The following is a 14,065-nucleotide window of genomic DNA, read 5'->3' as shown; positions in this document are numbered from 1 at the left end:
GGGGCCGGTGCGCGAACGCGACCGACCCCTCCCCTCGTGACGAGAGTCAGCTCTTGGGGCGTGACGCGTACTCCGCGAAAGCGTCGCGAGGCGTCTCGCGCGCCTCGATCGACACGATGTCGCGCTTGAGCACGACGTTCAGTGCCCACACGACGAAGACCCGGATCTTGCGCTCCCACATGGGGATCGCGAGACCGTGGTATCCGCGGTGCATGACCCAGGCGATGAATCCCTTGAACGAGATCTTGCCCGACTGGAACACGCCGACGCCGAGACCGAGGGTCGCGACAGCCCCGAGGTTGTCGTGGCGGTACTCCTTGGGGGCATCGCCGCGTAACGAACCGACGATGTTCTTGGCGAGGAGCTTGCCCTGGCGCACGGCGTGCTGAGCGTTGGGAACGCAGAAGCCGCCCACGCCCTTGCCCGTGAGGTCGGGCACGGCCGAGACGTCGCCCGAACCCCAGGCGTCGAGCACGACACCGTCGTCGTTGATGACGCGCAGGTCGGGCTGCACACGCAGGCGACCGCGCTCTTCGGTCGGGAGGTCGGTGTTGCGCAAGACGGGGTTCGCCATGACGCCGGCCGTCCACACGATGAGGTCGGACTCGAACGACTCTCCGGTCGAGAGCTCGATCTTTCCGCCGACAGCCGAGGTCAGTTGCGTCTCGAGGTGCACTTCGGCACCGCGCTCGGCAAGGTTCTTGAGCACCCAGTGGCTCGTCTTGAGCGACACCTCGGGCATGATGCGGCCCATCGCCTCGATGAGATGGAAGTGGGTGTCTTCGAAGGCGAGCGTCGGGTAGTAGCGCAGCAGGGCGCTCGCGAGACTGCGGAGTTCACCGAACACCTCGATGCCGGCGAACCCTCCGCCGACGACGGTGACGGTGAGTAGGCGGTCGCGCTCGGGGCCCTCGGGGAGGTTCGCCGCCCGCGCGAAGTTCGCCATGAGGCGGTCGCGGATCGCGGTCGCCTCCTCGATGGTCTTGAGGCCGATCGCCTCGTCGGCGACGCCCGGGATCGGGAACGTGCGCGACACCGAACCCGCGGTCACGACGATCTGGTCGTAGTCGATCTGCCAGGGCTCGCCGATCTCGGGCGTGATCGTCGCCGACTTGGTGGCGTGGTCGATCGCGGTGACGCGAGCGGTGATGACCTCGGTCTTCTCGAGGTGACGACGCAGCGATACGACCGCGTGGCGCGGCTCGATCGATCCGGCCGCGACCTCGGGGAGGAAGGGCTGGTAGGTCATATAGGGGAGCGGGTCGACGAGGACAACCTCGGCTTCACCTCGCGTAAGCCACTTCTCGAGCCCGAGAGCAGTGTAAAAACCGGCGTATCCGCCGCCAACGATCAGGATTTTCGGCACTGACTTAATGTACACGCCCGTCTGCGGCCGTTTTGCGCCGTCGAACGACGAGAGCGCGCACGAGACCCCCGATGCTCACGCCGAACCCCGCGGCGAAGACGGCGATGACGAGCAGCGGGATCCCGACCGCGCGCACCGACTCCACGGTGGGGAGCACCACACCGAGCGGATTGCCGACATCAACCGGCTCGCGCGCCGTCGTGACGGGAGGACCGGGGGCGGGCGCGGGGTCGGGCGCCTCGGTGCTCGGGTCGGGAGCGTCTGCACGGCGGTTGACCCTGATCCACTCCGCGAGGTCACCCATGGGGTTGGCGTCGACGGGGGCCACGGCATCGCCGACGGCCTTCGATGCGTTGATGAGACCGTAGCCGTAGATGGGGCTCGGAATCGTCGACCCGACCGGGTCGACCGTGCGGATCACGCGATTGATGACGTTCGTCGCATCGAGGTCGGGATAGGCCGACCGCACGAGCGCGACGAGGCCCGAGACGAGCGGCGCGGCGCCACTCGTGCCCGCCCACGCGCGGTATTCGTTGTCGGGGGCGGCCCCGACGAGACCCTCGCTCGGCGCCGAGACCGAGATCGTGATGCCCTGCGATGACGCGTCGAAGCTGGCCCTCCCGGTCTCGTCGACCCCCGCGACGGTCAGGACTCCGGGCATCGTCGCGGGGGCGCCGACGACGGATGTTCCGCTCCCCCGGTTGCCCGCGGCCGCGACGACGACGACGTCGTTCTCCATCGCGTAGAGGAAGGCGTCGTCCCAGCTCTCCGGCCACTCGAGGGTGTTGCGGGTGAGGGACATGTTGATGACGTCGGCGCCGTTGTCGACCGACCAGCGCACGGCATCCGCGATCTGCTCGTCGGAGCCGCGCGTGCCGACACCGAAACCGACCGAGACGGCGAGGATCTTCGCCTCCGGAGCGACGCCGATGACACCGTCACCGCCGCCCGGTCCGTGCCCCTGCCCCGCGAGGAGCGACGCGACCATCGTGCCGTGTTCGGGGCCGTCGCCGACCGGGGTCTGACCGTCGGCGGAACCGACGCCCGAGACATCCGTTCCACCGACAACCGTGCCGACGAGGTCGGGGTGGCTTCCGTCGACCCCCGTGTCGATGACCGCGACGGTGACGCCGGCGCCGCGCGTCGTCGACCAGGCATCCGAAATGCCGTAGTCGGCGAGCCAATACTGGCGGTCCCGCACCTCGTCGGCGGAGGCCGGGAGCGCGACGAGGAAGGTCGAGCTGACGACCGCGACGAGCGCCACGAGCGCGGCGCTGCGGCGGGCGGCCCGGATCACGGTGAGTCCGTGACGCACTCGCACCGGTCGGGTGACCACGACGCGCGCTCGAGAGCGAGATCGCCGATCGGGTTGACTCCGGGGCCCGCCGCGAGGGAATGACCGACGAGGGCGTGCAGGCACTTGACCCGTGTGGGCATCCCGCCGGCCGAGATGCCCTCGATCTCGGGCACGTCGTCGAGCGTCGCGCGATCGGCGAGGTAGGCCTCGTGCGCGCGACGGTAGGCAGACGCCGTGTCGTCGTCGGAGAGGAGAGCGGCGAGCTCGGGCATGACCGCCGTCGCCTCGAGCGTCGAGACCGCCGCGGTCGCCGCGGGGTGGCTCAAGTAGTAGAGGGTCGGAAACGGCGTGCCGTCGTCGAGTCGCGGCTGGGTCGCGACGACCGTGGGCCTGCCGCACACGCAGCGAGCGGCGATGCCGACGACACCGCGCACGGGGCGACCGAGCTGCGCGGTGACCGTCGCGATGTCGGCGGGGGTCGCTTCGTCGAAGGGCGGAGTGGGCATGTCAGCCCTCCTCGGGTGGTGCATCGGGTGCGGGTTGTTCGGGTGCCGGCACTTCGGGGGCCTGCTCTTCGGGAGCGGGGGTGTCGAGCGACGGCGACACGATCTCGCCCGCGGGGGCGTCGGTGAGAGCTGCCGTGAGCACGGAGGAGAAGAGCGACGAGACCCAGTCGACATCCGTGGTCTGGATGTCGTCGCTGATCGGGAGTCCCTCGGCATCGGTCGGCGTGCTGCCGTCGTCGATGACGAGAAAGCTCAGTTCGCCGGGATACACGTAGTCGAGTCGTTCGCGCGCGAGCGACTGGAGGTAGCTCGGGTCGTCCCACCTGGCCCGCTCGGCTTCGAGGTCGTCGACCTCGGCCTGCTGGCGCTCGACCTCGGCGGTGAGCGCCGCGATCTCCTGCCGCTGCTCGACGAGGATGCGCAGACTCGGCGCGAGAACGACGACCGTGAGGATCACGAGGGTCAACACGGCAATCGTGAAACCCGAGAGTCGGATGCTGCGCAACCACGCCGCGGGGCCGATGTCGGAGGTCGGCAGCGCAACCGGAACCCTCCGGGTGCGCTGCCGACTCTTCATGACCTCAGACTAAGCCGCGCTCAGTTCGAGAAGCGTGGGAACGCGCTGCGCCCCGCGTAAACGGCTGCGGCGCCGAGCTCTTCTTCGATGCGGAGCAGCTCGTTGTACTTCGCGACGCGCTCGGAGCGGGCCGGGGCGCCGGTTTTGATCTGACCCGAATCGGTGGCGACCGCGAGGTGCGCGATCGTCGTGTCTTCGGTCTCTCCCGAGCGGTGCGACAGCACGGCGGTGTAGCCGCTGCGCTGCGCGAGCGTGACGGCGTCGAGGGTCTCGGTGAGCGTGCCGATCTGGTTGACCTTGACGAGGATCGAGTTGGCGGAGCTGAGCCCGATGCCCTTCGCGAGGCGCTTGGGGTTGGTGACGAAGAGGTCGTCGCCGACGATCTGCACCTTGTCGCCGATCTCAGCGTTGAGCTGAGCCCAGCCCTCCCAGTCGTCTTCGTCGAGCGGGTCTTCGATCGTCACGAGCGGGTAGCTCGAGACGAGGTCGCCGTAGTAGGCCGACATGTCGCCCGCGCTGACCTTCTTGCCTTCGAAGAGGTACGAGCCCTTCTCGAAGAACTCGGTCGCGGCGACGTCGAGGCCGAGCGCCATGTCTTTTCCGGGCGTGAAGCCGGCTTTCGAGATGGCCTCGACGAGGAGGTCGAGGGCCGCGCGGTTGCTGTCGAGGTTGGGGGCGAAGCCACCCTCGTCGCCGAGGCCCGTGCTGAGACCCTTGCTGTGGAGGATCGACTTGAGGGCGTGGTAGGTCTCCACTCCCCAGCGGAGGCCCTCGGAGAAGGTGTCGGCTCCGACGGGCAGGATCATGAACTCCTGGATGTCGACGTTGCTGTCGGCGTGCGAACCACCGTTGATGACGTTGAGCATCGGCACGGGGAGGGTGTGCGCGTTGGGGCCACCGACGTAGCGGAAGAGCGGCAGGTCCGACGAGTCGGCCGCGGCCTTCGCGACGGCGAGCGAGACTCCGAGGATGGAGTTGGCGCCGAGTCGCTTCTTGTTGTCGGTTCCGTCGAGAGCGATGAGGGTCTCGTCGAGCACGCGCTGGTCGGTCGCGTCGATTCCCTCGACCGCGGCGGCGATCTCGCCGTTGACGGCGTCGACGGCCTTCGTGACACCCTTGCCGAGGTAGCGCTTCTTGTCGCCGTCGCGCAGCTCGTAGGCCTCGAACGCTCCCGTGGACGCTCCCGATGGCACGGCCGCGCGCGACACGGTGCCGTCTTCGAGCAACACCTCGACCTCGACGGTCGGGTTGCCCCGGCTGTCGAGAATCTCGCGGGCTCGTACTACCTCGATCGCTGACACCAGAGATCTCCTTCGTGTGGGGGTTTTGTGGCTGATGATCACGCGCGAACAGACCTCGCGCGTGCCCTCGACATCCTACTCGGGGGAGGGAAACGGTCGACGGCGAGGGGGGCGCGCGCGGCCCGAGAATCAGGCGAGCGGCCGCAGCTCGAGGTCGGCGATCGTCTCGGTCGACGAGGTGACGGTCGCGACCGACGCGAACCCGGCCGCCGCGAGCGACGCGAAGAGCGGCTTGACGTTGCGGGGCTTGCGCTCGAGTCGAACGCGCGCGCCCGTCTCGATGAGCGCGGTCTTGAGCTTCACGAGGCGAGCCGGGTCGACGTCCGGGTCGGCGACGAGCGCGACCGAGTCGCGGTCGTCGCTCGCGTCGGCCTCGAGGAGGTCGACGATGCGCTCGAACCCGATCGAGAATCCGGCGGCGGGCACGGGCGTGCCGAGGAACCGCCCGATCATGCCGTCGTACCGGCCACCACCACCGAGAGCGCTCGACGACGAGGGGTGCGCGATCTCGAAGATCGTTCCCGTGTAGTAGCCCATCCCCCGCACGAGAAACGGGTCGAAGACGAGCTCGACGTTCGAGCCGAGGGCGTCGATCGCGGCTCCGAGCGAGGCGAGCTCGTCGATGAGGCCCGCGTCGACGTCGGCGGGCACGGCGCGCGCGATCGACTCCCGCCCGAAGCGTGCGGTGCCCGTGTCGGATGTCTGCGCCGCGAGCAGGTCGTCGAGCGCTGCGATGGCGCCCGCGTCGACACCGCGCTCAGCGAGTTCGGCGACGACACCGCCCCGGCCGATCTTGTCGAGTTTGTCGACCGTGATGACGATGCTCGCGTGGTCGGACTCGGCGAATCCGAGCGACGTGAGCATCGCCGTGAGGATGCGCCGGTCGTTGATGCGGATCGAGCACCCGTCGAGTCCGAGGCTCTCGAGAGTCGCGATCGTCGCCGCGATGAGTTCGATCTCGGCGATCGCCCCCGACTCGCCGACGATGTCGATGTCGCACTGCACGAACTGGCGGTAGCGACCCTTCTGCGGGCGCTCCGCTCGCCAGACCGGAGCGATCTGGATGGAGCGGAACACCGTCGGGAGCTCGGCGCGGTGGGACGCGTAGAAGCGCGCGAGCGGAACCGTGAGGTCGAACCGGAGACCGAGGTCGGCGAGGTCGAGCGGGTCGGCCGCCGCCCGGAGGTCGTCGGGGGTGAGGCCGCGCTTGAGCACTCCGAAGGCGAGCTTCTCGTTGTCGCCACCGAGACCCGCGTGCAACCGTGCACTGTCTTCCATGACGGGCGTCTCGATCTCGTCGAAACCGTGAGCCGTGTAGACCCGGCGGATCTTCGCGAGCACGTGCTCCCTGCGGCGTTTCTCGGCGGGGAGGAAATCGCGCATTCCGCGCGGTGGGGAGACGGGAGAAGCCATGACCCGATTCAATCAGAGCGCGAGCAGGGCCTCGCGCTCACGTCGCGGCGCGCGCCCGCTCGATGAGATCGGTCAAGCGGTGGCGGTAGACCTCGACCATCGCGTCGAAAGCCTGCCGAGTGGCCTCGATCTCACCGAGGAGCACGAGGTCGTATTGGAAGCCGTACATGATGTTGACCATCGCCCGTGCTTCGACGCGAGCCGTGTCATCCGGGATTCCGAGCTCGCACAGGCCTTCGGAGACGAGTTCGTACCAGCCGCCGAGCGTCGACCGCTCGCCGACCGGCACGTGGTCGATGGCTTGGAGCATTCCGGCCTCGACCTCGAGGCGATGGAGGTACCTGTTGGTGGGCTCGAGGGTCCACTCCCAATAGCGGTAGATGCCCTCGAGGTATTCGTCGACGCTCGTCGCGTTCAATTCGATGTCGCCGAACCCCCGACGCTGCCGGTCTCCGATGGCCTGCACGATCTCGGCGACGAGGTTGCTTTTGGTTCCGAAGTGGTAGACGACCGCGAAAGCGCTCACGTCGAGGTGGTCGGCGATGGCGCGGAAGGTCACCGAGGAGAGGGGCTTGTCGGCGAGGTAATCGAGGATGTCCGAGAGCAATTGCGGCTTGCGCTCGGGGTCGGGGCGGCGTGACATCGGCGGCATCCTCATCGTCGGGTCTGTCTGGGGGGATCGCAGCGTCGCGAACCCGACTAACCATAACAACTGTTTGCCGAATTGTCGTCAACGAGATAGGGTGTGTGCGAAAGGGCATTCGGGTTGCCCTTTCACTCAGGGTCAAGTGCGCTTTCGGGTAGTTGCGCCTGACCCGCCGGCAGGTTCCGGGCCACGCTTCCCGTTCGCGGGAACGTCGCGCCCACTGCCAGGATGCCCTCCCCAGCCCCCCTCGGGAGGGCATCCACCTCAGCGCTGCGCGGGTGACTCCGCCGCACGGATGTCGGTGCGGAGGTCACGCAGCGCCCCGCGCAACGCACGCTCGGGATCGAGGCCGGCCGAGCGGGCATCCGCGACGATCGAGAGCAGGAGCGATCCGAGCGCCTCCTCCGACTCGGGCGACGCGACGGATTCCGAAACGGGTGGGGTCGGTGTGGCCGGGGCCACGCCCACGCGTTCCGCGCGCCCGACGAGCTTCGCGGCGAGGAGCAGCGATGGCATCGCGAGCGGGATGCCGTCGAGCACGCTCGTGCGACCCGGTTTCTCCACGGCCTTGACGTCTTCCCACAGGGCCACGACATCCGCAGCGGTCTCCGCCGTCGACTCGGCGAACACGTGGGGATGACGACCGACCATCTTCGCCGTCATGCGCTCGGCGACATCCTCGATGTCGAACGAGCGATCGGTCGCGTGAGCGGCGATGTCGGCGTGGAAGATCACCTGGTAGAGCACGTCGCCGAGCTCCTCGACGAGGTCGTCGCGCGAGCCGGACTCGATCGCCTCGACGAGTTCGTAGGTCTCCTCGAGGAGGTATTGCACGAGCGACTCGTGGGTCTGCTCGCGATCCCACGCGCAGCCACCCGGAGCGCGCAACCGCGCGAGAACAGCGATGAGCTCGTCGAGTCGGGGGTGCGGAGCGTCGGTCATGGCTCCATCGTCGCAGACCCGTCGTCCGCCGCCCCGTCGTCCGCCGCCCCGTCGTCCGCCGCCCCTCCCGATGCGGATGCCGCGCGCCCGGGCATCGCGAGGGCCACGGCGACGACCGCTACCGCGCTGATGGCCACGCCCACGAAGACGCTCGTCGACCCCGCCTGCACCGCTTCGGGCGCTGTCGGGTCGGTGCCGACCGAGGCGAAGAGCGCGTTGGCGACCGCCCCGAAGACGGCGACGCCGACCGCGCTGCCCATCGAGCGGGCGAAGAGGTTGGTGCCCGTGACGACTCCGCGCTCGTTCCACTCGACGCTCGACTGGGCGGCGATGAGGCTCGGGGTGGCGACGAGCCCGAGCCCGAGGCCCACGACGAAGCAACTCGCCGCGACGAGGGGGATCGACGGGTCGCCTGCAGAAGCGACGAGCGCGAGCGCTCCCGTCGTCGTGATGACGCTCCCCGTGAGAACCGTTGCCCGGAAACCGAACCGCAAGTAGAGCCGTCCGGAGAGCGATGCCGAGATCGGCCACCCGATCGTGAGGGCAGCGAGGGTGAGCCCCGCCGTCAGCGGCGAGACGTCGAGCACGCCCTCGAGGTAGGTCGGCACGTAGGAGGTCAGACCGATGAGGATCGCCCCGACCCCCACCGACACGAGCGCCGTCACCCCGAGGAGCCGGCGGGAGAGAACCCACAGCGGCAACACGGGCTCGTCGGCGCGCCGCTCCGCGAACACGAAGGCGAGGAGCAGCAGACCACCCGCGGCGAAGACGGTGAGGCTCTGCGGCGAGTTCCACGCCCAAGCCTGACCGCCCTCGAGGATGCCGAGGATCACGAGGGTCAGGCTCGCGGCGAGGAGGGCAGCACCGAGGTAGTCGATGCGGTGCCTCCGGGGTTCGAGGGTCTCGTGATACTGGCGCACGAGAAGCACCCCCGCCGCGATGCACAGGGGGATGTTGATGAAGAAGATCCAGCGCCAGGACACGAACTCGGAGAAGACCCCGCCGAGGGTCGGTCCGACGACCGAGGAGATCGCCCAGACACTCGCGAGATAACCCTGCACTTTCGCGCGTTCCCGGAGCGTGTAAATGTCCCCCGCGATCGTGATGGCGATGGGCTGCACGGCGCCCGCCCCGAGCCCCTGCACGGCGCGGAACACGATGAGCGACGTCATGTCCCACGCGAACCCACACAGGACCGACCCGACGAGGAACAGACCGATGCCGACGAGGATTATGGGCTTGCGCCCCACGGTGTCGGCGAGCTTGGAGAAGATCGGCACCGAGACCGCCTGGCCCAGGAGGTAGATCGAGAACAGCCACGGGAACTGTGCGAAACCGCCGAGCTCGGAGACGATCGTCGGCACCGCCGTCGCCAGGATGGTCGCGTCGATCGCGACGAGCCCCGTCGTGACCATGAGGGCGATGAGCACCGGGCCGCGATCGGAGGTGAAGCCGACACCGGCGGAAGATTTTCTGGTCACGGTGTTCCATCATGGATGCGATGCCTCCCCCACTCGACCCGACCGGCCGACGATGATCGACCCCGCGTGGCCGGGAGCACCGTGGACACTCGGCGCGCTCCTCGCGGGTCTCCTCGCGCTCCTCGTGGCGCGCGCCATAAAGCGGGACCGCAGGGACTACCGCCGATTCACGCGCTTTCGCAGCACGAGGCGACGTGTCCGCGCGATGCGGCGCTGGCTCCTCGACTCACTCCTCACGTTCGGCGGAGCGTCGGTCGTCGTGCTCGCGTTCGTGTGGCAGTACGTCCCGCTGCTCCTCGACGAGGTCGACGGGGTCTGGTGGGTCGCGTCGGCGCGGTCGTGGTGGGAGTCGACGGGCGGCCTGCTCGACGTCGTCGCGTGGTCGGTCGCCGCCGTCGTTCTCGTCGGCGGCACCCTCGTGCTCTTTCTCGCACGCTCTGTCGACACCGTGCCGACGATCGGCGACATCCACGCCCTGCTCCCCCGCAACCGCCGCGAACTGCCCTACGGCGCCGCGCTCTCGGTGAACGCGGGCATCGTCGAGGAGCTGCTCTTCCGGCTCGCGCTCCCGGCGATCGTCTTCGGCGTGACCGGCAGCGCTCTCGTGGCGATCGTCGCGAGTGTCGCGGTCTTCGGCGCGCTCCACGCCTACCAGGGCGTTGCGGGAGTCGTCGGGTCGACCGTCATCGGGGCCGCACTCATGGCGCTCTACCTCGCGACGGGGTCGATTCTCCTGCCGATCGTCGCGCACGCGCTCATCGACGTGCGATCGCTCGTGCTCATCCCGGTGATCGTCTACGGGGTGCACCGCGAGCCGTCGACTAGGTCGACGCCGAGTCCACCTCGGGTGCGGTGACCGTCTCGGCGCCGAAGATCGACACGAGCAGGCCCCTCGTCCACTCGATGAGGGCGGCGTCGGTGAGAGTCGCGCCGTCGACCTTCGGCATCGGAATCGACACCGACGAGGTCTGGGCGAAGTAGCGCGCCCCCGGGTAGAGGCGCTGCATCCGCACCTGGATCGAGTCGGCGAGCTCCATGCCCGCGACCCGGAGGTTCGTGCCCATCGCCACGACCTCTGAGAGACCCGCCTTCTGCGCCATCCGGCGCAGCCTCGAGACCGCCACGAGGTTGTGCACCGCCGCGGGCGGCTCGCCGTAGCGGTCGGCGAGCTCGTCGAGCACCTGGTCGATCGCCGCGTCGGCCGATGCGGGCCCGCTCGCCGACGAGAGCTTCTGGTAGGCCTCGAGCCGCAGACGCTCGCTCTCGACGTAATCCTCGGGGATGTGCGCATCCACGGGCAGCTCGAGCCGCAACTCGGTCTGCCCCTCGGCGACGTCGCCACGGAACGAACTCACGGCCTCGCCGATCATGCGCAGGTAGAGGTCGAAACCGACGCCCGCGATGTGACCGGACTGCTCGCCGCCGAGGAGGTTTCCCGCTCCGCGGATCTCGAGGTCTTTGAGAGCCACCTGCATGCCCGCGCCGAGCTCGTTGTTCGCCGCGATCGTCGCGAGACGGTCGTGCGCGACCTCGCCGAGGGGCTTCTCGGCGTCGTAGAGGAAGTAGGCGTATGCCCGCTCGCGCCCTCGCCCGACCCGCCCGCGCAACTGGTGCAGTTGCGAGAGGCCGTACTTGTCTGCGCGGTCGATGATGAGGGTGTTCGCGTTGGCGATGTCGAGCCCGGTCTCGATGATCGTCGTCGAGACGAGCACGTCGAACTTGCGCTCCCAGAAGTCGACCATCACTTGCTCGAGCACGTGCTCGGGCAATTGCCCGTGGGCCACGGCCACGCGCGCCTCGGGAACGAGCTCGGCGAGCTGGGATGCCACGCGATTGATGCTCGACACCCGGTTGTGCACGAAGAAGACCTGGCCCTCGCGCAGGAGTTCGCGGCGGATCGCGGCGCTCACCTGGTTGGGGCTGTACGGCCCCACGAACGTGAGGATCGGGTGGCGGTCTTCGGGAGGCGTCGCGAGCGTCGACATCTCGCGGATCCCCGTGACCGCCATCTCGAGCGTTCGCGGGATCGGCGTCGCACTCATCGCGAGGATGTCGACGTTGGTCTTGAGCTTCTTCAGCGCGTCTTTGTGCTCGACCCCGAACCTCTGCTCCTCGTCGATGATCACGAGACCGAGGTCTTTGACGACGACGCCCTTCGCGAGCAAGCGGTGCGTTCCGATGACGATGTCGACGCTGCCGTCGGCGAGCCCCTCGATCGCCTCCTTCGACTCCTTCTCGGTCTGGAATCTGCTGAGCGCCCTCAAGTGCACGGGGAACCCGGCGAAGCGCTCCTGGAAGGTCTCGAGGTGCTGACGCACGAGCAGCGTCGTCGGAACGAGCATCACGACTTGCTTGCCGTCTTGCACGGCCTTGAACGCGGCGCGCACGGCGACCTCGGTCTTGCCGTAGCCGACGTCACCGGCGATGAGACGGTCCATGGGGATGGGCCGCTCCATGTCGGCCTTGACCTCGTCGATCGTCGTGAGCTGGTCGGGGGTCTCGGCGAACGGGAACGCCTCCTCGAGCTCGCGCTGCCACGGGGTGTCGGGGCCGAACGCGTGTCCGCGGCTCGCCATGCGCGCCGAATAGAGCTTCACGAGCTCGACCGCGATGTCGCGCACCGCGCGTCGCGCCTTGCCCTTGGCCGCCGACCAATCGCTCCCGCCCATCTTGCTGAGCGTGGGCGCTTCACCGCCCACGTAGCGCGTGAGGAGGTCGAGCTGGTCGGTCGGCACGAAGAGCTTGTCTCCGGGGTATCCGCGCTTGCTCGGCGCGTATTCGATCGCGAGATACTCGCGACTGTTCTTGACGGCGTTGCGGCCACCCGAGCTCACCTCGCGCTGCACGAGCTCGATGAACCGCCCGATGCCGTGGGTGTTGTGCACGACGATGTCGCCGGCCTTGAGCTGCAGAGGGTCGACGACGTTCTTGCGCCTCGTCGCGAGCTTCTTGACCTGCCTGCCGCCGTAGCCCGCCGTGCGCCCGTAGAACTCGGCTTCGCCGAGCACGGCGAGACGGATGTCGGGCAGCTCGAACCCGGCCTCGACCCCCGCCTTGACGAGATACGCGACACCGTCGTCGAGCTCCTCCGGGAGGTCGTCGACGGCGCGCGCCGCGAAACCGTGCTCGCCGAGAGCCTCGGCCGCGCGCTCGACGAGCCCCGCGCCCTCCGCGACGACGACGACGCTCCAGCCCTCACCGAGTCGACGACCGACGTGCTCGATCGCGCCCTCGGCCTGACCGGTGAAACTCGGCACGGTGTCGGCGACGACGCGGACGTATTCGCCCGCGTCGTCGACTAGCGCGCTGATGTCGGCATCCGTGAGCTTCGCCAGGGCCGTCGTGCTGTCGGCTCCGCCCGCCGCGGCGGTGGGCTCGGCGGCACCCGAGTCGAACGAGCTCATCGTCCACCACGCGCGAGGCCCCGCGGCCTCGCGGAGCCCCGTGAGGCTCAAGAAGTCTCCCGAGTCGAGGTCGATGGGCGCTTCGGCGCCGGCCGTGGCCGCGTTCCACGCCGCGCTCAAGAACTCCCGGTTGGTCTCGACGAGACTGACGGCTCGCGCCGCGACGCGCTCGGGCGAGAGCACCGCGATCGCGGCATCCGCGGGCAGGTAGTGGGTGATGGGCACGAGCCTGTCGACGAGGGCGGGCGCGAGCGACTCCATGCCGTCGACGGGGATGCCCTCGGCGATCTTGGCGAGCATCTGCGTGAGACTCGGAAACTCGTGCTGCATCTCGGCGGCACGCTGGCGCACCTCGGGGCTCAGAAGCATCTCGCGACTCGGCGGGAGTTCCGCGACCTCGACGGCGTCGGGCAGCGACCGCTGGTCGGCGACCGAGAACAAGCGGATGTGCTCGACCTCGTCGCCGAAGAACTCGACGCGCACGGGGTGCTCGGCGTCGGGAGCGAAGACGTCGAGGATGCCGCCGCGCACCGCGAACTCGCCGCGTCGCGTGACCATGTCGACGCGCGAGTAGGCGAGATCGATGAGCTGCACGGCGATCGTGCCGAGGTTGTAGCCGCGGCCCCCGGCCTCGAGTCGCAGCGGCTCGAGGCTCGTGAGGTTGTCGGAGAGCGGCTGCAGGGCGGCGCGCACGCTCGCGACGATGACGATGTCGCGAACCGGCTCGGCAGTCGAGTCGGCGGTCGCCCCGCCCGCGCGCTGCGCGTCGACCGCCGCTTGCCACGCCGCGAGCCTGCGGAGGGCGCGGATGCGCTTGCCGACCGTCTCGGCGCTCGGGCTCAAGCGCTCGTGCGGGAGGGTCTCCCACGCCGGAAACTCCACGAGTTCGGCGTCAGGCAGCACGCTCGGAAGTGCGGATCGCAGCGACTCGGAGTCGCGACCGGTCGCGACGATCGCGAAGAGCGCTTGCGGACCCTCGCGCCGATCGAGGAGCCCCGCGAGCAGCGGCGCGCGCAACCCGTCGACGAGGGAGAAGTCGGCGCTGCCCGAAGCGTATTCGAGGGCGTCGCCGAAGGTCTGGGCGCGCGAAAGCCCCGCAATCAAGCCTGAAAGTGACACCGCAGAAGTCTAC

The 14,065-nt window shown here is 69.0% G+C and carries 11 protein-coding genes; 1 reads left to right on the top strand and 10 read right to left on the bottom strand.

Annotation, left to right across the window (positions count from 1 at the left end; all coding sequences use genetic code 11):
- Positions 1 to 46: 46 nt before the first annotated feature.
- From ACLHIH_RS00760 to ACLHIH_RS00720, 9 genes are all read right to left on the bottom strand, one after another.
- On the bottom strand, positions 47 to 1,366 hold the full coding sequence (locus ACLHIH_RS00760; RefSeq protein ID WP_411314813.1) for an NAD(P)/FAD-dependent oxidoreductase: 1,320 nt from the start codon (positions 1,364 to 1,366) through the stop codon (positions 47 to 49).
- Positions 1,367 to 1,370: 4 nt separating this feature from the next.
- Positions 1,371 to 2,663 carry a S8 family peptidase gene (locus ACLHIH_RS00755; RefSeq protein ID WP_411314812.1) on the bottom strand — a complete coding sequence of 431 codons (1,293 nt, stop codon included), beginning with the start codon at positions 2,661 to 2,663 and terminating at the stop codon, positions 1,371 to 1,373.
- Positions 2,660 to 3,169 (bottom strand): DUF501 domain-containing protein, encoded by a 510-nt coding sequence (locus tag ACLHIH_RS00750; protein WP_411314811.1) that lies wholly within the window; start codon positions 3,167 to 3,169, stop codon positions 2,660 to 2,662. Before ACLHIH_RS00750 ends, ACLHIH_RS00755 begins: the two co-directional genes overlap by 4 nt.
- Before the next feature lies 1 nt (position 3,170).
- Complete coding sequence (locus tag ACLHIH_RS00745) at positions 3,171 to 3,746, bottom strand: septum formation initiator family protein (RefSeq protein ID WP_411314810.1); 576 nt, start codon at positions 3,744 to 3,746, stop codon at positions 3,171 to 3,173.
- A 20-nt stretch (positions 3,747 to 3,766) separates the two neighbouring features.
- A complete protein-coding gene (gene eno / locus ACLHIH_RS00740; RefSeq protein ID WP_411314809.1) occupies positions 3,767 to 5,047 on the bottom strand; it encodes a phosphopyruvate hydratase in 1,281 nt (426 codons plus the stop codon).
- Between the two features lie 129 nt (positions 5,048 to 5,176).
- Positions 5,177 to 6,460, bottom strand: coding sequence for a histidine--tRNA ligase (gene hisS / locus ACLHIH_RS00735; RefSeq protein WP_411314808.1), 1,284 nt, complete (start codon positions 6,458 to 6,460; stop codon positions 5,177 to 5,179).
- A 37-nt stretch (positions 6,461 to 6,497) separates the two neighbouring features.
- The gene (locus ACLHIH_RS00730) at positions 6,498 to 7,103 is read right to left on the bottom strand and encodes a TetR family transcriptional regulator (RefSeq protein WP_411314807.1); all 606 of its coding nucleotides are present in this window, start codon (positions 7,101 to 7,103) and stop codon (positions 6,498 to 6,500) included.
- A 267-nt stretch (positions 7,104 to 7,370) separates the two neighbouring features.
- A complete protein-coding gene (locus ACLHIH_RS00725; protein ID WP_411314806.1) occupies positions 7,371 to 8,048 on the bottom strand; it encodes a YabN family protein in 678 nt (225 codons plus the stop codon).
- The gene (locus ACLHIH_RS00720) at positions 8,045 to 9,529 is read right to left on the bottom strand and encodes an MDR family MFS transporter (protein ID WP_411314805.1); all 1,485 of its coding nucleotides are present in this window, start codon (positions 9,527 to 9,529) and stop codon (positions 8,045 to 8,047) included. Before ACLHIH_RS00720 ends, ACLHIH_RS00725 begins: the two co-directional genes overlap by 4 nt.
- A gap of 52 nt (positions 9,530 to 9,581) precedes the next feature.
- Between ACLHIH_RS00720 and ACLHIH_RS00715 the strand changes: the two genes are divergently transcribed.
- Positions 9,582 to 10,385, top strand: a complete 804-nt coding sequence (locus ACLHIH_RS00715) for a CPBP family intramembrane glutamic endopeptidase (protein ID WP_411314804.1) — start codon at positions 9,582 to 9,584, stop codon at positions 10,383 to 10,385.
- Here the strand turns inward: ACLHIH_RS00715 and mfd are convergent.
- Positions 10,351 to 14,052 carry a transcription-repair coupling factor gene (gene mfd, locus ACLHIH_RS00710; RefSeq protein WP_411314803.1) on the bottom strand — a complete coding sequence of 1,234 codons (3,702 nt, stop codon included), beginning with the start codon at positions 14,050 to 14,052 and terminating at the stop codon, positions 10,351 to 10,353. The two genes, ACLHIH_RS00715 and mfd, sit on opposite strands and share 35 nt — an antisense overlap.
- Positions 14,053 to 14,065 lie beyond the last annotated feature (13 nt).

The sequence above is a fragment of the Marisediminicola sp. LYQ134 genome, from assembly GCF_046599635.1.
Lineage (GTDB): Bacteria > Actinomycetota > Actinomycetes > Actinomycetales > Microbacteriaceae > Marisediminicola.
The sequence above is the reverse complement of the archived record's forward strand: the minus strand, read 5'-3'. Positions and strand labels throughout refer to the sequence as shown.